The 24,270-nt window shown below is 55.1% G+C and carries 26 protein-coding genes and 1 other RNA gene; 15 read left to right on the top strand and 12 right to left on the bottom strand.

Annotated features, from left to right (window positions below; genetic code table 11):
- The first annotated feature begins 5 nt into the window (after positions 1-5).
- Both dgcA and OU789_RS12410 read left to right on the top strand, forming a co-directional pair.
- Positions 6-971 carry an N-acetyl-D-Glu racemase DgcA gene (gene dgcA, locus OU789_RS12415; RefSeq protein WP_274655868.1) on the top strand — a complete coding sequence of 322 codons (966 nt, stop codon included), beginning with the start codon at positions 6-8 and terminating at the stop codon, positions 969-971.
- 9 nt (positions 972-980) lie between these two features.
- Positions 981-1,844, top strand: a complete 864-nt coding sequence (locus OU789_RS12410; RefSeq protein WP_274655867.1) for a D-amino-acid transaminase — start codon at positions 981-983, stop codon at positions 1,842-1,844.
- Between the two features lie 45 nt (positions 1,845-1,889).
- Here the strand turns inward: OU789_RS12410 and OU789_RS12405 are convergent, their stop codons facing one another.
- On the bottom strand, positions 1,890-2,225 hold the full coding sequence (locus OU789_RS12405; RefSeq protein ID WP_274655866.1) for a DUF1244 domain-containing protein: 336 nt from the start codon (positions 2,223-2,225) through the stop codon (positions 1,890-1,892).
- A 211-nt stretch (positions 2,226-2,436) separates the two neighbouring features.
- Here OU789_RS12405 and pyk point away from each other — a divergent pair, with 211 nt between their 5' ends.
- The 7 genes from pyk to OU789_RS12370 all read left to right on the top strand — a co-directional run bounded on the left by pyk (position 2,437) and on the right by OU789_RS12370 (position 9,011).
- Positions 2,437-3,885 carry a pyruvate kinase gene (gene pyk, locus OU789_RS12400; protein ID WP_274655865.1) on the top strand — a complete coding sequence of 483 codons (1,449 nt, stop codon included), beginning with the start codon at positions 2,437-2,439 and terminating at the stop codon, positions 3,883-3,885.
- A 32-nt stretch (positions 3,886-3,917) separates the two neighbouring features.
- Complete coding sequence (locus OU789_RS12395) at positions 3,918-4,142, top strand: hypothetical protein (RefSeq protein WP_274655864.1); 225 nt, start codon at positions 3,918-3,920, stop codon at positions 4,140-4,142.
- Between the two features lie 117 nt (positions 4,143-4,259).
- The gene (gene rpmI / locus OU789_RS12390; protein WP_263952149.1) at positions 4,260-4,460 is read left to right on the top strand and encodes a 50S ribosomal protein L35; all 201 of its coding nucleotides are present in this window, start codon (positions 4,260-4,262) and stop codon (positions 4,458-4,460) included.
- 12 nt (positions 4,461-4,472) lie between these two features.
- Complete coding sequence (gene rplT / locus OU789_RS12385) at positions 4,473-4,838, top strand: 50S ribosomal protein L20 (RefSeq protein WP_263952150.1); 366 nt, start codon at positions 4,473-4,475, stop codon at positions 4,836-4,838.
- 129 nt (positions 4,839-4,967) lie between these two features.
- On the top strand, positions 4,968-6,041 hold the full coding sequence (pheS, locus tag OU789_RS12380; RefSeq protein ID WP_263952151.1) for a phenylalanine--tRNA ligase subunit alpha: 1,074 nt from the start codon (positions 4,968-4,970) through the stop codon (positions 6,039-6,041).
- 49 nt (positions 6,042-6,090) lie between these two features.
- The gene (gene pheT, locus OU789_RS12375) at positions 6,091-8,502 is read left to right on the top strand and encodes a phenylalanine--tRNA ligase subunit beta (RefSeq protein WP_274655863.1); all 2,412 of its coding nucleotides are present in this window, start codon (positions 6,091-6,093) and stop codon (positions 8,500-8,502) included.
- 59 nt (positions 8,503-8,561) lie between these two features.
- Positions 8,562-9,011, top strand: coding sequence for a YtoQ family protein (locus OU789_RS12370; protein ID WP_274655862.1), 450 nt, complete (start codon positions 8,562-8,564; stop codon positions 9,009-9,011).
- A gap of 97 nt (positions 9,012-9,108) precedes the next feature.
- On the opposite strand, the gene OU789_RS12365 is transcribed toward OU789_RS12370, so the two are convergent.
- On the bottom strand, positions 9,109-10,308 hold the full coding sequence (locus OU789_RS12365; RefSeq protein WP_274655861.1) for a hypothetical protein: 1,200 nt from the start codon (positions 10,306-10,308) through the stop codon (positions 9,109-9,111).
- Between the two features lie 198 nt (positions 10,309-10,506).
- Positions 10,507-11,235, bottom strand: coding sequence for a glutathione binding-like protein (locus OU789_RS12360; RefSeq protein ID WP_274655860.1), 729 nt, complete (start codon positions 11,233-11,235; stop codon positions 10,507-10,509).
- Between the two features lie 154 nt (positions 11,236-11,389).
- Here OU789_RS12360 and mscL point away from each other — a divergent pair, with 154 nt between their 5' ends.
- Positions 11,390-11,830: a large conductance mechanosensitive channel protein MscL gene (gene mscL, locus OU789_RS12355; protein WP_263952157.1), complete on the top strand. Its 441-nt coding sequence runs from the start codon at positions 11,390-11,392 to the stop codon at positions 11,828-11,830.
- Between the two features lie 58 nt (positions 11,831-11,888).
- Here mscL and ald read toward each other — a convergent pair whose 3' ends face one another.
- Positions 11,889-13,004: an alanine dehydrogenase gene (ald, locus tag OU789_RS12350; RefSeq protein WP_274655859.1), complete on the bottom strand. Its 1,116-nt coding sequence runs from the start codon at positions 13,002-13,004 to the stop codon at positions 11,889-11,891.
- A gap of 136 nt (positions 13,005-13,140) precedes the next feature.
- Here ald and OU789_RS12345 point away from each other — a divergent pair, with 136 nt between their 5' ends.
- Together OU789_RS12345 and OU789_RS12340 are read left to right on the top strand one after the other, a co-directional pair.
- The gene (locus tag OU789_RS12345) at positions 13,141-13,599 is read left to right on the top strand and encodes an Lrp/AsnC family transcriptional regulator (RefSeq protein ID WP_263952159.1); all 459 of its coding nucleotides are present in this window, start codon (positions 13,141-13,143) and stop codon (positions 13,597-13,599) included.
- 155 nt (positions 13,600-13,754) lie between these two features.
- Entirely contained in the window at positions 13,755-14,198 is a 444-nt protein-coding gene (locus OU789_RS12340) for a hypothetical protein (RefSeq protein ID WP_274655858.1), read from the top strand.
- A 92-nt stretch (positions 14,199-14,290) separates the two neighbouring features.
- Here OU789_RS12340 and rpsU read toward each other — a convergent pair whose 3' ends face one another.
- Positions 14,291-14,497: a 30S ribosomal protein S21 gene (gene rpsU / locus OU789_RS12335; RefSeq protein ID WP_263952161.1), complete on the bottom strand. Its 207-nt coding sequence runs from the start codon at positions 14,495-14,497 to the stop codon at positions 14,291-14,293.
- A gap of 114 nt (positions 14,498-14,611) precedes the next feature.
- Between rpsU and OU789_RS12330 the strand changes: the two genes are divergently transcribed.
- A complete protein-coding gene (locus OU789_RS12330; RefSeq protein WP_274655857.1) occupies positions 14,612-15,316 on the top strand; it encodes a COQ9 family protein in 705 nt (234 codons plus the stop codon).
- Between the two features lie 15 nt (positions 15,317-15,331).
- The gene (locus OU789_RS12325) at positions 15,332-16,321 is read left to right on the top strand and encodes an NAD(P)H-quinone oxidoreductase (RefSeq protein WP_274656040.1); all 990 of its coding nucleotides are present in this window, start codon (positions 15,332-15,334) and stop codon (positions 16,319-16,321) included.
- Here OU789_RS12325 and OU789_RS12320 read toward each other — a convergent pair.
- Complete coding sequence (locus OU789_RS12320; RefSeq protein WP_274655856.1) at positions 16,314-16,970, bottom strand: ribonuclease T2; 657 nt, start codon at positions 16,968-16,970, stop codon at positions 16,314-16,316. The two genes, OU789_RS12325 and OU789_RS12320, sit on opposite strands and share 8 nt — an antisense overlap.
- Positions 16,971-17,109: 139 nt before the next feature.
- Between OU789_RS12320 and OU789_RS12315 the strand changes: the two genes are divergently transcribed.
- Positions 17,110-17,868: a DUF1013 domain-containing protein gene (locus tag OU789_RS12315; protein ID WP_274655855.1), complete on the top strand. Its 759-nt coding sequence runs from the start codon at positions 17,110-17,112 to the stop codon at positions 17,866-17,868.
- A 66-nt stretch (positions 17,869-17,934) separates the two neighbouring features.
- Here the strand turns inward: OU789_RS12315 and recR are convergent, their stop codons facing one another.
- From recR to OU789_RS12285, 6 genes are all read right to left on the bottom strand, one after another.
- Positions 17,935-18,531 carry a recombination mediator RecR gene (recR, locus tag OU789_RS12310; protein ID WP_263952165.1) on the bottom strand — a complete coding sequence of 199 codons (597 nt, stop codon included), beginning with the start codon at positions 18,529-18,531 and terminating at the stop codon, positions 17,935-17,937.
- 3 nt (positions 18,532-18,534) lie between these two features.
- Positions 18,535-18,879, bottom strand: coding sequence for a YbaB/EbfC family nucleoid-associated protein (locus tag OU789_RS12305; protein WP_263952166.1), 345 nt, complete (start codon positions 18,877-18,879; stop codon positions 18,535-18,537).
- A 58-nt stretch (positions 18,880-18,937) separates the two neighbouring features.
- Positions 18,938-20,722, bottom strand: a complete 1,785-nt coding sequence (locus tag OU789_RS12300; protein ID WP_274655854.1) for a DNA polymerase III subunit gamma/tau — start codon at positions 20,720-20,722, stop codon at positions 18,938-18,940.
- A gap of 130 nt (positions 20,723-20,852) precedes the next feature.
- Positions 20,853-21,902, bottom strand: a complete 1,050-nt coding sequence (rsgA, locus tag OU789_RS12295) for a ribosome small subunit-dependent GTPase A (protein WP_274655853.1) — start codon at positions 21,900-21,902, stop codon at positions 20,853-20,855.
- 167 nt (positions 21,903-22,069) lie between these two features.
- An RNA gene (gene ffs / locus OU789_RS12290) (signal recognition particle sRNA small type) lies at positions 22,070-22,168 on the bottom strand.
- A 103-nt stretch (positions 22,169-22,271) separates the two neighbouring features.
- Complete coding sequence (locus OU789_RS12285; protein ID WP_274655852.1) at positions 22,272-24,251, bottom strand: bifunctional 2',3'-cyclic-nucleotide 2'-phosphodiesterase/3'-nucleotidase; 1,980 nt, start codon at positions 24,249-24,251, stop codon at positions 22,272-22,274.
- Between the last annotated feature and the right edge of the window lie 19 nt (positions 24,252-24,270).

Raw genomic sequence — 24,270 nt, 5'->3', positions numbered from 1 at the left:
GCCTCATGAAGCTGACTGTTACAACCGATGTGTTCCCGCTTGCCGAAGTTTTCACCATCTCGCGGGGGAGCCGAACGCATGCGCATGTCCTAACCGTTCGGATCACCGATGGCGCGCACACTGGGTGGGGCGAATGCGTCCCTTATCCGCGCTATGGGGAAAGTATTGAGTCTGTTTCGGAAGCGATACTGGCCTTACCGATGCCGCTTGATCGTGCGCGATTACAAGAGCTGTTGCCGTCCGGCGCGGCACGCAACGCAGTGGACTGCGCGCTCTGGGATCTAGAAGCGAAATGCGCTGGAAAACGCGTGTGGGAACTGGCAGGGCTTGCGGCGCCGCACCCAGAGATAACCGCCTTTACGTTATCGCTCGACTCTCCGCAGCAGATGGGGATCGCCGCCGCAAAACAAGCGCATCGACCGTTGCTCAAAATCAAACTCGGCACGCCCGATGATATGGCGCGGCTTGAGGCCGTTCGGCACGGCGCGCCGAAATCGCGTATTATTGTTGATGCGAATGAAGGGTGGAGTGCTGAGGTCTATCAAGAGCTCGCGCCGCATCTCATTCGGTTGGGCGTTGATCTTGTCGAGCAGCCGCTTCCTGCAGGAGAGGATGAGATGCTGTCTGAAATCGAGCGTCCCTTGCCGGTATGCGCCGATGAAAGCGCTCATGACTGCGCGACCCTTCCTGAGCTGGCAGGGAAATATGATGTTGTAAATATTAAGCTGGATAAAACCGGTGGCCTTACAGAGGCGCTTTCCTTGAAGCAAGCAGCATTGGCTGAGGGGTATAAAGTGATGGTCGGCTGCATGGTTGGAAGTAGCCTCGCAATGGCGCCCGCCACACTGGTTGCTCAAGGTGCGATGGTAACAGACCTTGACGGCCCGCTTTTGTTGGCGCAAGACCGTGACAACCCATTGCAATTTGATGATCTCGGGGTGCATCCGCCGCGCGCAGCACTCTGGGGCTAAGGAGTGATTATGACCCGCACTGTTTACGTCAACGGTGAATATCTGCCGGAAAATGAAGCGAAAATCTCGATATTTGACCGTGGTTTTCTGATGGCGGACGGGATCTATGAGGTTACGAGCGTTCTTGATGGCAAGCTGATTGATTTTGCCGGACACGCTGCGCGGCTTGAGCGTTCGGCAAACGAGCTTGATCTGGCGCTTCCTGTTGATATGGACGAGCTGATCGAAATTCACCGCAAGCTGGTCGAGCTGAATGGAATTGAAGAGGGGATGGTTTACCTTCAAGTCACCCGCGGCGCACCAGCGGACCGTGATTTTGCATTCCCTGATCCGGATGAGGTTCCGTCTTCAATCGTGCTGTTCACGCAAAACAAGCCTGGCCTTGCAGAGTCTCCCGCCGCCAAAACAGGCATTAAGGTCATTTCGATTGAAGATGTACGCTGGGGCCGCCGCGATATCAAAACAGTGCAGCTTCTTTACCCGTCAATGGGGAAGATGATGGCCAAAAAAGCAGGCGTTGATGACGCATGGATGGTTGAAGACGGTAAAGTTACCGAAGGCACATCCAATAACGCCTATATCGTAAAGAACGGCACCATCATCACACGCCACCTTGGAAACGAAATCCTCGCTGGGATTACCCGAAACGCCGTGCTTCGGTTTGCTCAAGAGGCGCAGATGAAGGTTGAAGAGCGCAGCTTTACAATCGACGAAGCCAAGGATGCTGACGAAGCATTTGTCACGTCAGCCTCGACCTTCGTGATGCCGGTTGTTGAAGTCGACGGCGCGCAAATCGGTGAAGGAACACCGGGCCCAGTTGCGACGCGCCTTCGCGAGATTTATCTCGAAGAGAGCCGCAAGGCCGCCGTTTAAGTTTGGCAGCGGCGCTTGATATAAAGCGCCGCTAACCGCATTCGATTAGCCCTTGTCGCCGACATTCTCGGCAAAGGATTTTTTGAACTCTTCTTGCTTTTGCGGACTGGCATCGGTCTGGAATTCAGACTTCCAGCGTTCCATCGTCATGCCGTAATAGGCTTCCCGCGCTTCTTCCTTGCCAATCTCGATTCCGCGTTCAGCAGCGGCTTCCTGTACCCAACGCGACAGGCAGTTGCGGCAAAAGCCGGCGAGGTTCATCATATCGATGTTTTGCACGTCTGTTCGCTTTTCCATCAGGTGTTCGCGTAGGGTCCGAAAGGCGGCGGCCTCAAGTTCCAGTTGCGTCTGGGCGTCAATGTCGGGGCGGTTGAAATCCATGATGACCTCGTTTGTGGAAATTCCTGCGCATAGTCTAAGGGAATGGTGACGGGTTGCAATGCGCCGCCTGTATCGTCGCAAAGGCGTGACAATTGCGGTTTACACCCTTCGATAGGAATGGTGCGCTGACCGTTGTGTTTACCTATGAATTGGGGCATATAGCAGGCGGCCCACCGGAAAAGACATATATAACCTGAGGAATCGACGCCGAATGACACGCGCTCGCAATGTAAAAATCGTGGCCACACTGGGGCCAGCATCCAACGACTACGATATGATCCGGGCGCTTTTCGAAGCTGGGGCCGATGTGTTCCGTTTGAACATGAGCCACGGTGACCACAGTGAAATTCGTGTCCGTCATGAAATTATCCGCAAGATCGAAGCCGACCTTGATCGTCCGATCGCGATTCTGGCTGACCTTCAGGGGCCAAAACTGCGGTGCGGTGTGTTTGCCAATGACGAAGGCGAAGAGCTTGAGGTGGGTCAGAAGTTCCGCTTCGACCTTGATAAAGCCGAGGGCGACTCCACTCGCGTTTGCCTCCCGCACAAAGAGATTTTCGACGCGCTCGAAGTCGGTGCGACCCTTCTAGTGAATGATGGTAAAATTCGTGTTCGCGTTGAGGAATGCGGCGCGGACTTCGCAAACTGCATTGTTGAAGTTGGCGGCACGATCAGCAACCGCAAAGGCGTGAACGTTCCTGATGTTGTTCTGCCTCTCGCCGCACTTTCGGAAAAAGACCGCCGCGACCTTGAGTTTGTATGCGAACTCGGTGTGGATTGGTTGGCGCTGTCGTTTGTTCAGCGCCCAGAAGACGTTGCTGAAGCTCGCGAATTGGCCAAAGGCCGCGCGGCTGTTCTCTCCAAAATTGAGAAGCCCGCAGCGGTAACTGCGTTTGACGACATTCTCGCAGTGTCCGACGGGATCATGGTTGCGCGCGGTGACCTTGGTGTTGAGCTTCCTGTTCAAAACGTGCCGCCAATTCAGAAACAGTTGATCCGCAAGTGTCGCTTTGCTGCGAAACCTGTGATCGTTGCGACCCAGATGCTTGAGAGCATGATCGACAGCCCCGTGCCCACACGCGCCGAGGTTTCCGATGTAGCGACAGCGATTTACGAAGGTGCGGATGCAATCATGCTGTCTGCTGAATCTGCTGCTGGTAGTTTCCCGATCGAAGCGGTCACAACCATGAACAACGTGGCGATTGAGGTCGAGAGTGACGCGACTTATCGCGATGTGATCGAAGCCAGCCGCAATTCCAAAGGTGTAACTGTTGCCGACGGTATCGTCGCAGCGGCGCGGGAAATCGCGGAAACAACAGACATCAAGGCGATCTGCTGCTTTACGCAATCTGGTACAACTGCGCTGCTCGTGGCGCGCGAGCGTCCGCGCGTTCCGATTATTGCGCTGTCTCCTGTGAAAGCAACGCTGCGCCGTCTTTGCCTGAGCTGGGGCACAAACTGTTATAATTCGGATGATGTTGAGCGCTTCAAGATGGCGGTTATCGGTGCGGCACGTGCAGCCTTGGATAGCGGTCACGCGACGAAGGACGACTTTATTGTTGTGACTGCCGGTGTGCCATTCAACGTACGCGGTACAACCAACATTCTGCGGGTTGCGCCTTGTGATGAACGCTTGATTCTGAACATCGATCCTGAATAATTGGTGTCGTAACTCATCCCAAAGGGGGACGTGTGGACGCGGATTTGTTCTTTGTAATTGGTTTAGGGGTAGGTGTTCTGACTGTTCCGCCGATCCTTGGTGCGATGTTTGATGGCCGGTCGCCGCGCACAGCGGCGATCATGGTGCTGATTTCCGGCGGAATGATTGCGTTGGCCTCAAGCCAGAAGCCAGGTGGATATACGATCAACGAAATCCCCGAAGTGGTTTCGCGCGTGGTGAATAAATACATAGGATAAGGCTTTTTGCTCTTGTCACTATGGGGTTTCCAGCCTATACGACGCGCTCTAATTGCACGACCGGCCCTGAGTGGCATGCCGAGTCGCGCTTAAACCGAACCCAGATAGGAGACGGAAATGCCCAAGATGAAGACAAAATCGAGCTGCAAAAAGCGGTTCAAAGTGACGGCTTCCGGCCGTGTTGTTGCGGGTCAGGCTGGCAAACGCCACGGCATGATCAAACGCACCAACAAATTCCTGCGCAACGCGCGCGGCACAACCACGCTCACCGCACCTGATGAGAAAATCATCAAGTCGATGATGCCCTATTCACGCTAAGGAGAGGTTGATATGTCCCGCGTTACTTCCGGTAAAGTCACTCACGCCCGTCACAAAAAAGTCGTCAAGGCCGCCAAGGGTTACTATGGCCGCCGCAAGAACCTGTTCCGTACTGCGGCGCAGGCTGTTGACAAGGCGAACCAATACGCCACACGCGACCGCAAGGCCCGTAAGCGCAATTTCCGTGCGCTCTGGATCCAGCGGATCAACGCTGCTGTGCGCGCACATGACGAATCCCTTACATACTCCCGCTTCATCAACGGCCTTTCGCTGGCTGGTATCGAAGTGGACCGTAAAGTGCTTGCTGATCTGGCCGTTCACGAGCCAGAAGCCTTTACAGCGATCGTAGAAAAAGCTCAGGCTGCACTCGCAGCCTAAGCGACTCGCTCGCGATACTCTAACAGAGTAGAAATTTTTGAAGCCGCGGGCCCCCGTAAGGGTCCGCGGCTTCTTGTGTTTAACCTCTGATGTGATAGCACAGCGGGGATTGAAAATAAGGGGCCGCGCATGGACGATCTAAGGCAGAAATATCTTGAGGCAGTTGCCTCTGTTACCGACGAGGCCGCACTTGAGGATGTGCGCCTTGCTGCTGTCGGTAAAAAGGGTGAAATCGCGCTGAAGATGCGGGAGTTGGGCAAGATGACGCCCGAAGAACGGCAAGTGGCCGGACCTGCGCTCAATGCGCTGAAAGACGAGATCAACTCGGCCCTCGCCGCCAAGAAAGAGGCGCTTGCGGATGCGGCCCTTGATGCGCGCCTAAGCGAAGAATGGCTTGACGTGACGCTGCCGGCGCGCGGTCGTCCGCAAGGTACGATCCATCCGGTGAGCCAAGTGACCGAAGAGGTCGTTGCGATCTTTGCCGACATGGGCTTTGCCGTGGCCGAAGGCCCGCAGATCGAGAATGATTTCTACAATTTCGACGCGCTGAACATCCCGCCGCACCACCCCGCGCGGCAAGAGTTTGACACGTTCTATATGCACCGCGACGAGGGCGACAATCGCCCGCCGCATGTCCTGCGTACTCACACCAGCCCCGTTCAAATCCGCGCGATGGAAAAAACCGGCGCGCCGATCCGCGTTATTGCTCCGGGTCGCGTTTACCGCAGCGATTACGACCAGACCCACACCCCCATGTTCCACCAAATCGAAGGCCTAGCCATCGGCAAGGATATCTCGATGGCGAACCTGAAGTGGGTGCTTGAGGAATTCTTCTCGGCGTTCTTTGAGATCGACGGAATCAAAACTCGTTTCCGCGCGAGCCACTTCCCCTTCACGGAACCATCCGCCGAAGTTGATATCCAGTGTAGCTGGGTCGATGGGCAGTTGCGCATTGGCGAAGGTGACGGCTGGATGGAAGTGCTTGGCTCCGGCATGGTTCACCCCAAGGTTCTTGAAGCTGCGGGCGTTGATCCGGAAGCGTGGCAGGGCTTTGCCTTTGGTATGGGGATCGACCGGATTGCGATGTTGAAATACGGCATCCCTGATCTTCGGGCCTTCTTTGAGAGCGACCTGCGCTGGCTTCGCCACTACGGGTTCTCGGCTCTTGATATGCCAACACTGGCAGGGGGGCTTTCCCGATGACATCTGCACAAACACCAATTTGCTTCGCATCTAACGGGAGCGCACGCGCATGAAGTTCACACTATCTTGGTTGAAAACCCATCTGGACACTGACGCCTCATTGGATGACATCCTCTATGCGCTGACCGATCTTGGCCTTGAGGTCGAGGAGGTCCATAACCCTGCTGAGCGGCTCGGCGATTTCACGATTGCCAAGGTTCTGAGTGCGGAGAAACATCCCGAGGCTGACCGCCTCAAGGTTTGTAATGTTCTGACCGATGAGGGCGAAAAGCAGATCGTCTGCGGCGCACCAAACGCGCGCGAAGGCATCACCGTCGTTCTGGCAAAGCCGGGCATGTATATCCCCGGACTCGACATCACCATTTCTGTTGGCAAAATCCGTGGCGTTGAAAGCCATGGTATGATGGCCAGTGAGCGCGAAATGGAGCTTTCTGACGAGCATGACGGCATCATCGAGCTTCCAAGCGGTGAGGTTGGCGACCGTTTCGTTGATTATCTGGCCGAGCATGATCCCGCCAAAGTCGATGCGATGATCGAAATCGCGATCACACCAAACCGCCCCGACGCGCTTGGTGTTCGTGGTATCGCCCGCGATCTTGCCGCGCGTGGATTGGGTAAACTGAAGCCCGCGCCCGAAGCCAAGGTTGAAGGCACGTTCAAGAGCCCGATTTCCGTAACAATCGATGAAGATACGCGCACTGACGGCTGTGAAGTCTTTATGGGACGGTTGATCAAAGGCGTGAAGAACGGACCAAGCCCCCAGTGGCTTCAGGATTGGCTGACTGCGATTGGCCTTCGCCCGATTTCCGCACTGGTCGATATTACCAACTTCTTCACGTACGATCAGAACCGCCCGCTCCACGTTTTTGACGCCGATAAGGTGAAGGGCAACCTTCGTGTACATCGCACAAAGGGCGGCGAGACTCTCATGGCGCTGGACGAGAAGGAATATACCTTCGACGCCGGAATGGTTGTGATTTCCGACGATGAAGGTGTCGAAAGTATCGGCGGTATCATGGGTGGTCTTGAAACAGGCTGCACAGAGGAAACCGTGAATGTGTTCCTTGAGGCCGCGGTTTGGGATGTTGTGCAGATTGCCAAAACCGGACGCGCGCTCAAGATTAATTCCGACGCGCGTTATCGCAACGAGCGCGGCATTGATCCCGCATTCAATCCAGTCGCGATTGAACTGGCAACTCAGATGATCCTTGATCTCTGTGGCGGCGAGCCAAGCGAGGTTGTTGTTGCGGGCGAAGTGCCGGACACAAACCGCGCCTATAAGCTTGACACTGACCGTGTTCAGAGCCTGGTGGGAATGGACATTCCAGCTGATACACAGCGTGAGACGTTGACAGCGCTTGGCTTCGAGCTTGATGGTGACATGGCGAGCGTTCCAAGCTGGCGGCCCGATGTTCAGGGGGCTGCTGACCTTGTGGAAGAGGTGGCGCGGGTTGCTTCGCTTACGAAGCTTGAAGGCCGTCCAATGGCGCGCGCGAGTGTTGGTGTTCCCGGTCCAATCCTGACGCCAATGCAGAAACGCGAAAGCATCGCGCGGCGTACCGTAGCTGCACTTGGCTACAACGAATGCGTCACCTACAGCTTTATCGACAAAGACACCGCAGAACTTTTCGCAGGCGGGTCGGACGCAACGATGTTGGCCAACCCGATTTCGTCGGAAATGAGCCACATGCGTCCCGATCTACTGGCAGGGTTGCTTCAGGCTGCTGCGCGGAACCAAGCGCGTGGCGTTGCTGATCTGGCGCTTTTCGAAGTTGGTCCCGCTTTCCATGGCGGCGAGCCGGAAGAGCAGCATATTCAGGTCGCGGGCCTTCTTGTGGGCGCGACTGGCCCAAAGGATGTTCACGGTGAACGTCGCACAGTTGATCTGTTCGATGCAAAGGCCGATGCTGAGGCTGTTCTGGCGGCTATCGGTGCGCCTGCTAAGGCTCAAATCCTACGCGGCAAGAACGCGTGGTGGCATCCTGGCCGCAACGGAAATATCTGTCTTGGACCCAAGAAAATCCTCGCGAGCTTTGGTGAAGTTCATCCGAAAACGCTGGAGAAAATGGGCGTCAAAGGCGCGGCAGTTGCGTTCACTGTTTACCTTGAGGAAGCACCGTTTAAGCGCAAATCCAAGGCCACACGCGCCGCTCTTGGTGCAAGTGATCTTCAAGCAGTAGAGCGCGATTTCGCCTTTGTGGTTGATACAAGTGTTGAGGCCGCAAGCGTGGTAAATGCCGCCGCTGGTGTGGATAAGAACCTCATCACAAACGTGCACCTCTTTGATCAGTTCACAGGAGAGACTGCGGAGCGTCAGATGGGCGAGGGCAAGAAATCCCTTGCGATCACCGTGCGTCTTCAGCCGAAGGACAAAACGCTCAAAGAGAAAGACATCGAAGAGGTCTCCGTCAAGATTATCGCCAAGGTCGAAAAGGCCACGGGCGGCACACTTCGCGGCTAAACTAACTTCGGAATGCGCGGCACAGCGTTGCGCATTCCGCCAATGAGGGGGAAATCCAAATGATGTTAAACGTTTACCTATCCGGCGAGATTCACACCGATTGGCGCGACGAGATTATTGCAGGCGCCGAAGGGCTTGGCGTGACATTCAGCGCGCCTGTTACGGATCATGACGCCAGCGATGATTGCGGCGTTGCGATTATGGGCGAAGAGCCGAGCAAATTCTGGCATGACAACAAGGGTGCAAAGCTCAATGCCATCCGCACCCGCACAGCGATCGAAGCGGCAGACATTGTTGTTGTGCGCTTTGGCGAGAAATACCGCCAGTGGAACGCGGCCTTCGATGCGGGCTATGCTGCGGCACTGGGGAAATCGCTGGTCGTGATGCATGGCCAAGACCACCAGCACGCCTTGAAAGAGGTGGATGCAGCCGCCCTCGCAGTAACAGAAACGCCAGAGCAGGTTGTACAGATCTTGCGGTACGTACTTTCTGGTGAATTGCCGAAGTAAGTTAAGTGGGTAGTTTGCCCACTTTTCGACACACCGAAGTTTCAGGCGACACAAGAAATATCGGACATCGAGAAATGCGGCCGAGTAGCGGTAAAGGCTATTCGGCAGGCACACCAAATATTACGATCATGGCGCAAAGAATTGATAATGCCATGAACGCCAAAGCTTTGTGTTTTTCCTCTTTTTGTTTCCGCGCATGCTCCCACGCGACCATGCATTGCAATGCGTAGAACAGAGCGAAAGCGCGGCTCGCGAGCGCGATGACGGCATTCACGTCCAGCGATATGAGAATCGCAATGCCAACGCCTGAGATCAGCACATAACCATGCCGTGGATCGACTTTACCTCCGGAAATCTGCTCGATTAAGCCGGCGTCACCAAGGCTGTCGGCAACAGACGCGCTAAATTGGCTGGCCACTGCTGCAGCTGTGAGGCTAAGGGGAAGTACCACAGCCACCGCGCCAGAGACTGTGATAATTGCGGCCACTCCGCTTCCTTTTGCAAGTTCCGACATCAGCGGCGAAAGTAGTATGAAAAAGGCGATATAGATTATCCCAGACACAATTTGCGCGATGCGCATGGCCTTCTGCCGAGTCTCGAAATCAAATTCGCCTCCCATAAAGCGGGTGGTTTCAAAACCCTGCACGACGATCAACAAACCAAGCAAGACCGGCAGTGAACTCGCCTCTAATCGGCCAGGTGGAGGCCGGACCGACTGTCCATCGCCAATCAAAAGAACGGCATATACGGCGAGCGCAACCAGCAAGCCGGCAATGACCGACAGATTCAGCGCAGTGGCATAACGTTCGATCGAACTCACCTTTTCAGCTCCGCCCGTCCAGCCAAGAAAACCGATCAACGCCTCCAAGCCGATAGCTATTCCGTTTGCCACAAGTTCATTTTGCACGTTCATCGATTGAAGAATGAAATGGCCGAGCAGTGAAAGGTAATAGGCAACAGATATGAAGTAAGCGAATGCCAGCACGATGTGGCTTAGGCTCTCGATGGATTGGAGCGCCTTATCCTTGTCGCTTCCAAGTGCAGGTTCGACATTGCGAATGTTGTAGCGGATTGTCCACCCTACGAGCATGGCAACCGCGATCAGAAGCGCCATTGCGGGTGCTGCATAGCCGCCAAATTCCCGCGCAAGCAGCGGCGCAGATACCAGAAAGCCGCTGCCGATGATCGAGGCAAGAGGGGTTACTGTTGCGCGCCAAAGAGCTGATTTGGTGAAAGGCGCAAATAGCAGTAAAGCAATACTTACTGCGACGGTAGCACCGAAAATGATGGACGTCATGCTGTTCCGTTCCCTGAAGAAATTCCCGCTAGTATGCTTGATTTTCAGGATGCTACAAATGCTAACGTGTTACAGGCGTCGATTGTTTGAATGAAATTGCGATTTCGTTGATTTGGGTGGCCGACATTAAGCAGCCGGCGCGATGTGCAATAGGTCGTGAACCAAAAAGGGGCAGGCCGTCGCCCACCCCTTTCGAATTTAACTCGCAGGTTGCTTCAGACCTGCTTGAACGGCTGGTCGCGCAAGGAAGCGTTCAAGATATGCGGAGACATTCGGGAAATCGTCGATACCTATCAGGTCTCCCGCTTCGTAGAAATCGACAACCGTGCGCACCCATGGTGCAACGGCGATATCCGCGATGGAGTAGGTGCCGGTGATCCATTCTTTGCCTTCAAGCTGTTTTTCAAGCACGCCAAAGAGCCGCTTTGTTTCGTCCACGTAGCGGTCACGGGGGCGTTTGTCTTCAAACTCTTTGCCCGCGAATTTATGGAAGAATCCGAGCTGTCCAAGCATCGGGCCGAAGCCGCCAACCTGCCAGAAGAGCCATTGTAGCGTTTCATAGCGTGCGGCGCCTTCGCGCGGCAGGAGCTTACCTTCGGTATCGGCTTTGTCAGCCAGATAGGTCAGGATTGCTCCTGTTTCGAAAAGTCCAACTGGCGCGCCGCCCGGTCCCGCGGGGTCGATTATCGCAGGGATTTTGTTGTTTGGATTGAGCGATAGGAACTCGGGCGAAAACTGGTCATTGGTCGCAAAGCTGACCTGATGCGCGTCATACGGCAATCCAAGTTCTTCGAGGAGGATTGAAACCTTTACGCCGTTTGGCGTTGGAAGGGAGTAAAGCTGAATATGCTCAGGATTCTTCGGGGCCCATTTATTGGTAATCGGAAATTCGTCTAGTGAAGATTTGATTGGTGTTTGAATTGTCATTTGTCTGCTCCTTTGTCGGACCATGGACATATGCACCACACGCGCGTTTAAAAGGGGCTTCCCCTATGCGTTTTTCTGCTATCCAATATGCGTATACGCACAGAGACTTGTGCGTGATGGTTTTTTGACAAAGTTACAAAAGAGGGACGCGCAAATGTTAAGTGAATTCAGGGATTTTATCGCCAAAGGCAACGTCATGGATATGGCGGTCGGTATCATTGTTGGGGCGGCGTTTACGGCGATCGTAAAGTCCATGGTGTCCGATCTGATAAACCCTTTTATCGGACTGTTCCTTGGCGGCGCAGATTTCACCAACAACTTCATTATTCTCTCTGGTGGCGAAGAGGGCGTCGTCTATACCAGCCTTGAAGCGGCGCGCGAAGCAGGGGCTGCGGTGTTTGCCTATGGCGCGTTCATTATGGCGTTGATTAACTTCCTGATTATCGCTTGGGTCGTTTTCTTGCTTGTGAAGAGCGTGAATCGCATCAAAGAACAAGCAGCGAAAGAAGAAGAGGCCGCCGAAGAAGCGCCCGCAGGACCGAGCGAGATCGATCTTCTCAAGGATATCCGAGATTCACTGGCCAAGAAGGCCTAGTCATTATCTTAAATAAGAAAAGGCCCGCCTGTGTTCGCGGGCCTTTCGTATTTTAGGGTCACTTCAGGGCAAGTGAGGGCGCGATAACGTCCATCCCGAGTGCCTTGCCAACTGCATAATACGTTAGCTTGCCGGCATGGACGTTTAGCCCGTTCAGCAAGTTTGGATCGTCTGCACAAGCTTGTTTCCAGCCTTTGTCCGCGAGGTTCAGCAGGAATGGCAAGGTTGCATTGCCAAGCGCGATTGTAGACGTGCGCGCCACAGCGCCAGGCATGTTGGCCACGCAGTAGTGCATGATGCCATCCACATCGTAAATCGGGTCTTGGTGGGTTGTGGTACGGCTGGTCTCAAAGCATCCGCCTTGGTCGATCGCAACATCCACGATTGCTGCGCCTGGCTTCATTTCGGAGAGTTGCGCTTTGGTGATAAGCTTGGGGGCCGCAGCACCAGGGATCAGAACCGCGCCAATGACCATGTCGGCCTGAGAAACAAGTTCAATAGTGTTTCCTGCATTGGCGTAGCTGGTTTTAAAGGTGCGGCCGAACACATCGTCAAGATACCGCAAGCGCGCCAGCGAACGATCAAGAACGGTCACATCCGCTCCCATTCCTGCTGCGACACGTGCGGCATGGGTGCCGACAACGCCACCGCCGATCACAACGACCCGCGCTGGGCCAACGCCCGGTACGCCGCCCATCAAGACGCCACGCCCGCCGTTGGCTTTCTGCAAGGTCCAAGCGCCGACTTGTGGTGCGAGTTTGCCCGCAACTTCGGACATCGGCGCGAGCAGTGGCAACCCGCCGGCGTTATCTGTCACCGTTTCATAAGCAATCGCGGTGCAGCCGCTTTTCAGAAGGTCGAGCGTTTGATCGGGATCAGGGGCGAGGTGCAGGTAGGTAAAGAGGAGTTGGCCTTCGCGGAGCATCTTGCGCTCAACGGCCTGTGGCTCTTTGACCTTCACGATCATGTCCGCTTTGGCAAATACGTCGCTTGCAGCTCCTTCGATTTTTGCACCTGCGTCGATGTAATCTTGGTCCGAAAAGCCAGAGCCGAATCCGGCATTCGTTTCAACGATCACATTATGCCCGTGGGCGATGGCCTCGCGGGCGGCGTTTGGCGTTAGGCCAACGCGAAATTCTTGTGGTTTGATCTCTTTCGGGCAACCGATAAGCATGGGATTTTCCTCCGTTATGGGGCCCATCTTGAACGCGATTCCGTGCAAATGCTTACGTTTCTATGGGGGGGTAGGGCTGGATATTTGGTGAAATATTCGGCAAAGTGAAAACTTCTTCGTAAAAATGTGCGTGAATATGAAAATTGATGAAATAGATCGACGAATTCTGGACGTTTTGCAGCGACAAGGCAGGATAACGAACTCTGAACTTTCCGAGCGGGTTAATCTCTCGCCTTCGGCGTGTCATCGACGTGTTCAGAACCTCGAGGAGGAGGGCTATATTCGCGATTATGTCGCCCTGCTTGATCCGCGCAAGCTTGGGCGGCCAACGACAGTGTTTGTCGAGATTACGCTCTCCGGCCAAGCGGACGAGACATTAGACGCGTTCGAAAAGGCGGTTGCGCTTGTTCCTGATATTCTTGAATGCCACCTCATGGCCGGAACTGCTGACTATATGCTTAAGGTTGTTGCCCGAGATACAGAAGACTTCGCACAAATCCATCGGCGCTATCTCGCGCGGCTGCCTGGTGTGACACAGATGCAGTCAAGCTTTGCGCTTCGGACTGTGTTTAAAACGACGGCCCTGCCTGTGTGAGTCCTGATTCAATCTGATCTGTGGTATAATAGCTGTTCCTGAACCCTAGAAGGGGACACGCAATGCCAAGTTTAGAAAGATTTGTAGAACAATGTAGAGATGCAGTACGCAGCGGGGACGGCCGCAAAGAAGTTACTGAAATATTACGCGAATACATGTCCGACATTGACGGCGTAATCAAAGAGCTCGGCGAGCCTGAAAAATCAGGAATCACGCCGCTGTTTCAGTCGGATGATCTGACGATTGTTAATGTTGTTTGGCTGCCAAAGATGACGCTTCAGCCGCATAACCATGAAATGTGGGCAAATATCGGCATCTATTCCGGCCGCGAGGATAATATTTTCTGGCGTCGAATAAAGGACGACCCTAATGGCCACATCGAAGCAGCAGGCGCCAAGGCTCTTTCAACCGGAGATGTAACACCGCTCGGCAAAGACATCATTCATTCCGTCACCAATCCGATTCCACGCCTAACTGGTGCAATTCATGTGTATGGCGGCGATTTCTTTGAAGCGGAGCGGAGTGAATGGGATCCGGAAGCGCTGGAAGAACGCAAGCTCGATATCGAAGCCCTGAAGGCGCGTTTCGCTGACAATTGAGCCGTGACAAAACAAAACCCCCGAGGACTGGCCGCGGGGGTTTAGAGAAACGGGAAATCCCGTCTATTCGCTAAGTGCGATCCGTGGGAAGCCTAAAGGCCGTTCTCACGTTGCAATTTCTTGCGAGCGAGCTTGCGGGAGCGACGAATTGCTTCGGCTTTCTCGCGTGCTTTCTTCTCGGAGGGTTTTTCGAAATGTTGCTTGAGCTTCATCTCACGGAAAACACCCTCACGCTGAAGTTTCTTTTTCAGCGCACGAAGTGCTTGATCGACGTTGTTATCACGAACAGAAACCTGCATGTGGTTTTCACCACCTTTCTAAGTTTGAGTTTGCATAAAGTTGCAGGAAGTGGCCGTATAGCAAGCAATCATCTAAATGTCTACTCATGGCAGTAACCGAATGAGGAGCCGAGCATGTCGGGTGAAACAACCGGATTAAAAGTGCAACTTCTGGCCGCAGCGATCCCGCATGTGGTGTTTGATGGCTGGAGCGAAGCAACCCTCGCAGAGGCCGCCAAAGACGCGGGTGTTGATCCGGCGGTCGCCAAGGAACTCTATCCCAACGCGGGTGTTGATCTGGCTGCGGCGTTTCACAAGGCAGGCGATCAGGAAATGTTGCGCCGTATTGCCGAGGCCGACATGGACGAGTTGCGATTTCGAGATAAGATCGCTTTGGCGGTTAGGCTTCGGATTGAAGCGGTTGAAGATAAAGATGCCGTGCGTAAAGGCTCTGCTCTCTTTGCCTTGCCGCAAAATGCAGGAACGGGAAGCAAACTTGTTTGGGGTACCTGCGATGCGATTTGGAACGCATTGGGTGATACATCAGATGATGTGAATTGGTACACAAAAAGAGCAACTCTTTCAGGTGTTTACGGCTCTACGGTTTTGTATTGGCTTGGTGATGATAGCCCCGATAGCGCGGCGACATGGGCTTTTCTGGATCGGCGGATCGAGAATGTTATGCAGTTTGAAAAGCTGAAAGCCAATGTGCGCAAGCACCCCGTTTTGAGCCGCCTTTGGGCTGGTCCGGCAGCGGTCTTGTCGGGTGTAAAAGCTCCAAGCAAAGCGCGTACGCAAGATTTGCCCGGCACATGGGCACATCAGGATACAACAGAGTAGAGACAGAGCATGACACTGCCCAAGACGATGCGCGCGGTCGAGATTTCCGAGCATGGCGGCCCAGATAAATTGCGCCTTACCCAACGGCCCGTGCCTGTTCCAGACGCTGGCGATGTGGTGATCCGGCTTGCCTATGCAGGCGTGAACCGGCCTGACGCACTACAGCGCGCGGGGCTTTACAATCCGCCGCCAACCGCCAGTGATTTGCCTGGTCTTGAGGGGGCCGGAGAAGTTGTCGCGGTGGGGGTAGGCGTTTCGGGAATCGCTGTGGGTGATTCTGTTTGCGCGCTTTTACCGGGGGGTGGATATGCCGAATATGTGGTGACCCCTGCGGCGCATTGCCTTCCTGTTCCTTCTGGATTGGGTCTGCGCGAGGCGGCTTGTTTGCCGGAAACTTTCTTCACTGTCTGGAGCAATGTGTTCATGCGCGGCGGCTTGCGAGCTGGAGAGCGGTTTTTGGTACATGGCGGCAGTTCGGGCATCGGCACAACCGCAATTCAGCTGGCCAATGTCTTTGGTGCGCGGGTGTTTGCAACTGCTGGAAATGCAGAGAAATGCGCGGCCTGTGAGAAACTCGGCGCGGACCGGGCGATCAACTATCGTGACGAGGATTTCGTAGAGGTGATGCGCGGCGAGGGTGGCGCGGATTTGATCCTTGATATGGTTGGTGGCGACTATATCAACCGGAATATCAAATCACTGGCCGAGGACGGTCGCCTTGTTCAGATCGCCTTTTTACAAGGCTTAAAAACCGAAGTGAACATGATGCCCGTGATGACGCGGCGGCTAACACTAACGGGAAGTACGCTGCGTCCGCAGAGCGATTTGGCCAAGGCGCGTATCGCAGAAGACCTTCGCAATAAGGTTTGGCCGCTATTGGAAAGCCGCCGCATTGCGCCTGTGATGGATTCGGAGTTTACTCTGGCGGAAGCCGCAAAGGCGCATGAACGAATGGAGAGTTCGGCCCATATCGGCAAAATTGTGCTGAAGATTGACGCTACCTAAGCGGGGCCATCAACGCGTCGTCTTGCGTGCAATCGCGAAGAACATCCATCCCGCAGGTCCGCGGCTCTAGGGTCTTGGTCAGGCAGATGCGCGCTTCCTGTATCTGCCCTGCTTTACAGGTGATTGTTATCATATCGGATGTGAGCTGGGGGTTGGCTTCAAGAAATGCCTCCTCAACAACGCGTGCGGGGAGCTTTACTGAGCGTGGCAATTTCCGCAGGACTTCGGGGCGGTTTATGCTGTCATAAGCCTCTCTTGCCATTGAGAAATAGCTTTCCGAAGGCTTTCCCGCACAGGTGCCGTGCTTCTTCCACTGGTGCCACGCAAGGCCGGAAGTCCCCATGATATCTGCCATTTTTGCTGTGTCTGCACGACTTGGCGGGCGATGCGCGGTTTGGCAATACTGCGGCCAACCTTCTTCAAATTGCGGCCATAGCCCGTGCAAAATCCAGCCGAGTTTTGTTTCTTCAACCGTGCGCGGTTCGCATTGTGGGCTATCGCGGTCGTCTCCTTCACGCAGGCACCAATTGGGTGACCAACTCAGCGACAGGACATAGTAATCAAACTCGCCCGCTGCGTTACTGTCCGCCTTAGCTGTGTGTGCTGCTGGTATTATCCCGAACAGGAGCAGGATCAGGAGATTGCGCATTTACTCTTTCCTCTTCGCTTCAGGCGCACTATATACGGATCAAGTTCCCCGACAACGAGAGCCCGCCCGAATAAGGGTTGCCCATTTCAGGGCGTAGGGAAGGCGTGTTTTTCGGGAAGAGTATTGAAGGAGATGCATCATGGCCAAACCGATTATGGCGCGCGCAACAGCAGTCTGGCTTGTGGACAACACAACGCTGACGTTCAAGCAGGTTGCAGATTTCTGTGGCTTTCACGAGCTTGAGGTTCAGGGCATCGCCGATGGCGACGTGGCCGCAGGCGTGAAGGGCTTTGACCCGATCGCCAACAACCAGCTCACCGCAGAAGAAATTCAAAAGGGCGAAGCCGATCCGCTGCACAAACTGAAGCTCAAGGTTTATGCAGCCGCTGCTGGCGAGGAAAAGCGCCGTGGTCCGCGCTATACGCCGCTGTCCAAGCGTCAGGATCGTCCTGCGTCTATTCTTTGGCTGGTGAAGTTCCACCCAGAGCTTACAGACGGTCAGGTTTCCAAGCTTGTCGGTACAACCAAGCCAACAATTCAGGCAATTCGCGAGCGGACACACTGGAACATTGCAAACATCCAGCCGATCGATCCTGTTGCGCTTGGCCTATGTAAGCAAAGCGAGCTTGACCTTGCCGTTCAAAAGGCCGCTGCTAAACGCGCAAAAGAAGGCGACGTGATGTCGGACGATGAGCGCCGCAAGCTTGTCTCTACTGAGCAGAGCCTTGGTATGGAAGCCGAGCCACGTATGCCAACCGCGATTGAAGGTCTTGAGACTTTCAGCCTTTCTGGTGATCCACGCGAAGATGACGAGGCCGAGGAAAAAGAAGAGAACGTGCCAGATGCAGATGCGTTCTTTAACCTGCCTGAAAGCGGTACGGACGACGAGCAGCCTTAATCAGGTTGCCAATGCAAAAGAATTGACCCCGTTCCATCTGGAGCGGGGTTTTTCTTTGACTGGTGATCAGAATGATTTTCGTGCGTTCAGAGCGGCCTGAATGGTTCCGTCGTCGAGGTAATCCAACTCGCCACCAATCGGTACGCCCTGCGCAAGTGAGGTAACAGTCACGTCGCCGAGTTGATCGGCGATATAATGCGCGGTTGTCTGGCCATCGATTGTGGCGTTGAGCGCAAGGATCACTTCGGTGATACCTTCGTCCGCAATCCGCGATACCAGCTTGGGAATGCGGAGTTCGTCCGGCCCTACCGCATCAAGGGCAGAGAGCGTGCCGCCAAGAACGTGATAACGCCCTGCAAATGCTTTGCCGCGCTCCATTGCCCAAAGGTCAGCCACATCCTCGACCACACAGATTTGGCCGGTGGCGCGTTTGGGGCTTGTGCAGATATCACAGATATCTTCGGTGCCGATATTGCCGCAGGTTACGCATTCGCGCGCGGTTTCGGAGACCGTTTGCAGCGCCTGGGCAAGCGGGGCCATCACAAGGCCACGCTTTTTGATCAAGTGTAGCACCGCACGTCGCGCCGAACGCGGCCCCAACCCTGGCAATTTTGCCATGAGGTCGATCAGATGTTCGATGTCGCGGGTGCTGTTTTCTGTCACGGTTTAGAACGGCAGCTTCATATCGGCCGGAAGGCCAAGACCTTCGGTGAGTTTTGCCATTTCCTGCTGTGTCCGCTCTGCGGCTTTAACCTGAGCGTCTTTGATCGCGGCGAGGATCAGGTCTTCGACGACCTCTTTCTCGTTCGGGTCAAAGATTTGCGGGTTGATATCAAGGCCGGTGAGTTCGCCCTTCGCGGTTGCCGTTGCTTTGACAAGCCCCGCGCCGCTTTCGCCAGTGACAGTAATCGAAGCAAGGTCTTCTTGCATCTCGCCCATTTTGCTTTGCATGTCCTGCGCAGCTTTCATCATCTTTGCCATGTCGCCCATGCCGCCGAGACCTTTGAACATTGTATTTCTCCTTATTCCGTTGCCCCCGAGATAGGGGCCTGTGAGGCGGGGTGCAAGGCTATTGGTCCTCGAAAGGATCCCATTCGTCCTCAACTTCGGCCAGCGAAGATTCCGCCGCTTCTTTTGTGATTTCTTCGAGAGTACGGATCTTGGCGATCTCCGCACCAGGGAATTTGGTGAGCACCGCCTGAACCAGCGGGTGCGCCTCGGCCTTGGCTTTGGTTTCAAGCTCTTTGGCGTCGCGAACTTGCTCTATCGTCGGCGCGCCGCCTTCGTTCACCAATGTAACCGCCCAACGAACGCCCGTCAGTGCGCGAAGTTTTTGGCCGAGCCGTTGGGCAAGGTCTCGCGGTGCATCATCGGTTGGTTGGAACTCGATGCGGCCGGGGGAGTAATTCGCAAGCTGTATGTATTTCTCGATCTCGACCTTCAGCAATCCATCGCGGCTTGCACTGATAAGGTCCACGACCCTCTGGAAGCTGCCGTAATGCGCGAGTGCTGCTTCGGGCGAATTGTCCGTAACTGCGCCGCCACCAGCAATCATGCGGGTTTCGCTGCCCGCAGAGGAAGGCGAAACAGCTTGCGTTGCGCCAGCGTTGGTTGGTGCGCCATTCGAGATTGCGTGGCCGCCGCCACCTCCGCCACCGCTGGGCGGGAAGCTTGGCGCATCATAGACCTGTTTCATCAATTCGCCGAATGTCGGTAGGTCGGCAACATGAGTGAGGCGGATCACGGCCATTTCGGCGGCCATCATCGCGTTGGGCGCCGCGGAAACCTCTTCAAGTGCTTTCAAGAGCATCTGCCACATCCGCGTCATCACGCGCATGGGGAGCTTTTCTGCCATGGCCTGCCCACGGTTGCGCTCGTCCGGCCCGACGGTTGGGTCTTCGGCGGCTTCTGGGGTGATCTTAATCACGGAAACCCAATGGGTGATCTCCGCCAAATCGCGCAGAACGGCCATCGGATCGGCACCATCGGCGTATTGGCCTGATAGCTCCGCGAGGGCAGAGGCCGCATCACCGCGTACGATCATGTCAAAAAGATCAAGCACCCGTCCACGATCGGCAAGACCCAACATTGAGCGTACCTGATCGGCGGTGGTTTCACCTGCGCCATGCGCAATCGCCTGATCCAGAAGCGAGGTCGCATCCCGCACCGAGCCCTCGGAAGCGCGCGTGATAAGCGCGAGCGCGTCATCAGAAATCTCGGCACCCTCTGATTTTGCTATTTTGCGCATCAGTGCGATCATCACTTCCGGTTCGATCCGGCGAAGATCAAATCGCTGACAGCGAGATAGAACAGTTACCGGAACCTTGCGGATTTCGGTTGTCGCAAAGATGAATTTCACATGCTCTGGCGGCTCTTCGAGGGTCTTGAGGAGCGCGTTAAACGCACTCGTCGAGAGCATGTGCACCTCGTCGATGATATAGATTTTATAGCGGGCAGAAGCGGCGCGATAGGCAACGCTTTCGATAATTTCGCGAATGTCGTTGACGCCCGTGCGGCTGGCGGCGTCCATCTCCATCACGTCAACGTGGCGGCCTTCCATGATGGCAACGCAGTGCTCGCATTCGCCGCAGGGCTCTGTTGTCGGGCCGCTTGTGCCGTCCGGGCCGATACAGTTCATGCCTTTTGCAATAATCCGCGCAGTGGTGGTTTTCCCCGTGCCGCGAATACCGGTCATGATAAAGGCTTGCGCGATCCGGTCCGCTTCAAATGCGTTTTTGAGGGTGCGGACCATGGCGTCTTGGCCAACGAGATCGGCAAAGACTTCAGGGCGGTATTTCCGCGCCAGAACCTGATATTTACTGCCGCTTTGCTGACTGGCTTCGCTGTCGCTCATGGAACCCCCGTTTGTGTCGAATGCAGGTTAAAGGGGTGGCCGTTGAACGTCCAGCGCCGTGATGGAAATTTGTTTGCAGCAGGCAGATTGGCCTCCGCGTATTCCATCGGAGGCCATAGGCGAAAGCACGTTAATCGCCGCGGTATTTGCGGTGTTTAACTTTCTTCACGTCTTTGACCATGCGCGCAAAGTCTTTGCCGCGCTTGCGGGATTGAGCAATTGTTTCGCTTTGATGGGCATCCTCGCGTTGTAGCTTGCGCCAACGCTCCAGCCGATCCGCATCAAGTTCACCACGCTCAATCGCTGCCCGCACCGCGCATCCCGGCTCGCTTTCATGAGCGCAATCGCGGAACTTGCAGTTCTCAGCAAACTCTAGAACATCCTGAAAAACCGCATTGATGCCGTCAGCGGCTTCGAACAAACCGAACTCCCGCATACCTGGCGTGTCCACCAGCCAGCCACCGCCATCAATACGATGCAGCGACCGCGCCGTTGTGGTGTGGCGGCCTTTGGCGTCATCCTCGCGAATGTCGGATGTTGCCTCGCTTGTTCCTGCAATTCCGTTGGTGATCGTGGTTTTGCCCACACCCGAAGAGCCAAGAAGGGCAATGGTTTCTTTCGGGCCGCACCAACTCATTAATCGTTCTAGGTCGGCGGGGTCTTTGGCATTGATAGGGATCGCAACTTGGCCAAGCGAGAGCTTCTCGGCGCGGCGCACATAGTCTGCACCGTTATCATCCGTTTGATCCGCCTTCGTGATGACGATGATCGGGGTCGCGTTGGCTTCGAATGCCATCGAAATGAACCGCTCAAGTCGCGCTTCGTTGAAATCCGCGTTGCAGGACGTGACGATGAACAGTGTATCGACATTGGCTGCCACAAGCTGTTCGCGCAATTCAGGCCCTGCGGCGCGGCGTGATAAGTGTGATTTGCGATCAAGTACACGGATAATGCGATCCGCATCCGCTTCGACGAGTATCCAGTCCCCCACGGCAACATCGCCGGAGGTGATCTGTGCGGAAAAGACGATGAAATGTGCGCCAGCAGTATCAAGTGCCGTTAGGCTGCTGCGGTGTACTTCGGATACGCGCATGGGGCGCGCGCCCGCGTCTTCGTCGGTAAGTTGCGATTGGAAATGATGCGACCATCCAAGGTCGGAAAGAGTGTTTTCTTCAGACATTTTGAATCCCGTTTCGGGCAGTTGCTTTACTATAACGGCAACCGCTCACGAAGTGTGAGGTAAAGATTAGGGAAAAACGGCGGCCCCGCGTCAGCGCGCGATGGCCCGGAGGCATGTAACACTCATGAAAAATGGCCTCCTTCTGAAAGTCGCTCATGTCTGAACTTAGGTGAGAGATTGGACATCGACCCAAACGGTACTCGTTACGGCTGCTTCCTTCCGGACCTGACCGAGTTGGCGAGGCGTTCGCCCGCGCCAACCTCTCGACCCACCAGATAGTCCGAGTCGCGATGTTATTCAAGCCCTGTCGGTGGTCGGAAAAAGGGCGGCTTACGCGCCGCCCTTTGCATTTTTCGTTTGAATTAAGGTTCAGAGCGTGATGCGGAAGCGCGCAAAACCGTCTGGTCCGTCGCCTGCGGCCTCAATGTTCAGCGTGGTCAGATCATCGAGGTAGTCTTTGGCCTTTGGTCCGGTATCAAAAAGTACGCTTGTGTCGGCGAGTGGTTTGAACGACCAGTTGCCATCGGCGGAAGGATTGATCGTTCCCTGTTCGACGATATAGCGCACGATAACGTCGCGGTTGGTGTCTGGCCCTTCGAACACGATGGTGTCGCCCTTCGCTCCAGGGAAATCACCGCCGCCGCTTGCGCGGTAGTTGTTGGTGGCGATGATAAACTCCTGATCTGGCGTGACAGGTGCGCCATCATATGTGAGGTCGACAATGCGGTTCGCATCTGGCGCTTCAAGCTCGCCTTTCGGGCCGTATTTCGATGGCTGCGACAGGTCAATCTGATAGCTCACGCCGTCGATCACATCGAAGTTGTAGCTCGGGAACTCGGGGTTGAGCAGAACCTGATCCGCCTTGCCTGCCTCGACTTGGTTGAACATTCCCGCAGAGCGCTCAAGCCAGTCTTTGAGTTGCGCTCCCGTTACCCGAACCGCGCGGGCGGTATTCGGATAGAGATACAGGTCGGCCACGTTTTTGATTGCAACGTCGCCAGCGGGAACGTCGGTGTAATACTCTGGCCCACCACGACCACCCGCTTTGAATGGAGCGGCAGCCGAAAGTACCGGAAGCCCTTCGTGCTCGGTGCCCTTCAGCATCTCTTCAATATACCATTTCTGGGCAATCGAGACGATCTGAACCGAAGGGTCATCCGCCACAAGCGCGAAATAGCTGTGAAGCGGTGCGCTGGTTTTACCAACTGCACGACGGACATAGGCGAGGGTCTCTTCGTGGTCCTTGGCAACAGAGGCCAGCACGAAATCCTGACTTTCCACAAGCGGGGTGATTGAGCGGTCTTCGTTGCGTTTGGAAATCGGGCGGGCTTCGCTCGCGCTGGCTGCGACCTTCCATTCGCCGCCCGAATTTTCGAGCATAAGGTCAATTACGCCAAGGTGGCTTCCCCAGAAGCCGCCCATTGCTGCGGGCTTGCCATGAATTGTGCCCTTTTCGGCGTCCACACCAGCAAATCCTTCATAGCGCGAGCTGGGGAATACAAGGTGGCTGTGGCCGGTCATGATCGCGTCGATTCCCTCGACTTGGGCCAGCGGCACGGATGCGTTTTCCATCAGTTCGGTTTCATCCGCAGACCCGATGCCGGAATGGCTCAGTGCGATGATAATGTCGGCTCCAGCCTCTTTCATTTCCGGCACATAGGCACGGGCAGCTTCGAGGATGTCGCGGGTCGAGACATTGCCCTCTAGATGGCGGCGATCCCAGTTCATGATTTGAGGTGGCACAAAGCCGATCATACCGATCTTGATCGAATGCTCAGCGCCTGCGCCGTCTGTCACCATGCGGTCAAGGATCACGTAAGGCTTGAGCAGCGTTTTATCCTCGCGCGGAGAAGCGCCACGCTCTGTCACCACATTGGCCGAGACAATCGGGAAGTTCGCCCCCGCCAGAGATTTCATCAGGAAATCAAGGCCGTAGTTGAATTCGTGGTTGCCAAGCGTAGAGGCATCAAAGCCAACTGCATTCATCGCCGCAATAACCGGGTGCATATCTCCTTCGGCCATGCCGCGTTCATATGCGATGTAATCGCCCATCGGGTTGCCTTGTAGGAAATCTCCGTTGTCGAGCAGGATCGAGTTTGTTGCCTCGTTCCGAATATCCACGATGTGTGCGGCCGTACGGGCAAGGCCAACTGTATCTATCGGTTTGTCCGAATAGTAATCGTATGGGTACACATGAACATGCAAGTCAGTCGTTTCCATAATCCGCAAATGCGCTTGATTTGACGCTGCATGTACGGAGTAGGGATGGAGTGTAAGCACTGTTGTTCCTGCGGCGGCGCCAGCGAGAAAATGACGCCGGCTAAGTGGTATTTGTTTTGTGTGTGTCATGAAAATTCTCCCGAAATGT

This window comes from Halocynthiibacter sp. C4 (assembly GCF_028823805.1).
Taxonomy (GTDB): Bacteria; Pseudomonadota; Alphaproteobacteria; order Rhodobacterales; family Rhodobacteraceae; genus Falsihalocynthiibacter; species Falsihalocynthiibacter halioticoli.
This window is presented reverse-complemented; position numbering and strand designations above follow the sequence as displayed.

Bases quoted from the DNA above. Each gene is read 5' to 3' on its own strand.
- dgcA (WP_274655868.1), top strand. From the start codon at position 6: ATGAAGCTGACTGTTACAACCGATGTGTTCCCGCTTGCCGAAGTTTTC.
- OU789_RS12410 (WP_274655867.1), top strand. From the start codon at position 981: ATGACCCGCACTGTTTACGTCAACGGTGAATATCTGCCGGAAAATGAA.
- OU789_RS12405 (WP_274655866.1), bottom strand. From the start codon at position 2,225: ATGGATTTCAACCGCCCCGACATTGACGCCCAGACGCAACTGGAACTT.
- pyk (WP_274655865.1), top strand. From the start codon at position 2,437: ATGACACGCGCTCGCAATGTAAAAATCGTGGCCACACTGGGGCCAGCA.
- rpmI (WP_263952149.1), top strand. From the start codon at position 4,260: ATGCCCAAGATGAAGACAAAATCGAGCTGCAAAAAGCGGTTCAAAGTG.
- rplT (WP_263952150.1), top strand. From the start codon at position 4,473: ATGTCCCGCGTTACTTCCGGTAAAGTCACTCACGCCCGTCACAAAAAA.
- pheS (WP_263952151.1), top strand. From the start codon at position 4,968: ATGGACGATCTAAGGCAGAAATATCTTGAGGCAGTTGCCTCTGTTACC.
- pheT (WP_274655863.1), top strand. From the start codon at position 6,091: ATGAAGTTCACACTATCTTGGTTGAAAACCCATCTGGACACTGACGCC.
- OU789_RS12370 (WP_274655862.1), top strand. From the start codon at position 8,562: ATGATGTTAAACGTTTACCTATCCGGCGAGATTCACACCGATTGGCGC.
- OU789_RS12365 (WP_274655861.1), bottom strand. From the start codon at position 10,308: ATGACGTCCATCATTTTCGGTGCTACCGTCGCAGTAAGTATTGCTTTA.
- OU789_RS12360 (WP_274655860.1), bottom strand. From the start codon at position 11,235: ATGACAATTCAAACACCAATCAAATCTTCACTAGACGAATTTCCGATT.
- mscL (WP_263952157.1), top strand. From the start codon at position 11,390: ATGTTAAGTGAATTCAGGGATTTTATCGCCAAAGGCAACGTCATGGAT.
- ald (WP_274655859.1), bottom strand. From the start codon at position 13,004: ATGCTTATCGGTTGCCCGAAAGAGATCAAACCACAAGAATTTCGCGTT.
- OU789_RS12345 (WP_263952159.1), top strand. From the start codon at position 13,141: ATGAAAATTGATGAAATAGATCGACGAATTCTGGACGTTTTGCAGCGA.
- OU789_RS12340 (WP_274655858.1), top strand. From the start codon at position 13,755: ATGTCCGACATTGACGGCGTAATCAAAGAGCTCGGCGAGCCTGAAAAA.
- rpsU (WP_263952161.1), bottom strand. From the start codon at position 14,497: ATGCAGGTTTCTGTTCGTGATAACAACGTCGATCAAGCACTTCGTGCG.
- OU789_RS12330 (WP_274655857.1), top strand. From the start codon at position 14,612: ATGTCGGGTGAAACAACCGGATTAAAAGTGCAACTTCTGGCCGCAGCG.
- OU789_RS12320 (WP_274655856.1), bottom strand. From the start codon at position 16,970: ATGCGCAATCTCCTGATCCTGCTCCTGTTCGGGATAATACCAGCAGCA.
- OU789_RS12315 (WP_274655855.1), top strand. From the start codon at position 17,110: ATGGCCAAACCGATTATGGCGCGCGCAACAGCAGTCTGGCTTGTGGAC.
- OU789_RS12305 (WP_263952166.1), bottom strand. From the start codon at position 18,879: ATGTTCAAAGGTCTCGGCGGCATGGGCGACATGGCAAAGATGATGAAA.
- OU789_RS12300 (WP_274655854.1), bottom strand. From the start codon at position 20,722: ATGAGCGACAGCGAAGCCAGTCAGCAAAGCGGCAGTAAATATCAGGTT.
- rsgA (WP_274655853.1), bottom strand. From the start codon at position 21,902: ATGTCTGAAGAAAACACTCTTTCCGACCTTGGATGGTCGCATCATTTC.
- OU789_RS12285 (WP_274655852.1), bottom strand. From the start codon at position 24,251: ATGACACACACAAAACAAATACCACTTAGCCGGCGTCATTTTCTCGCT.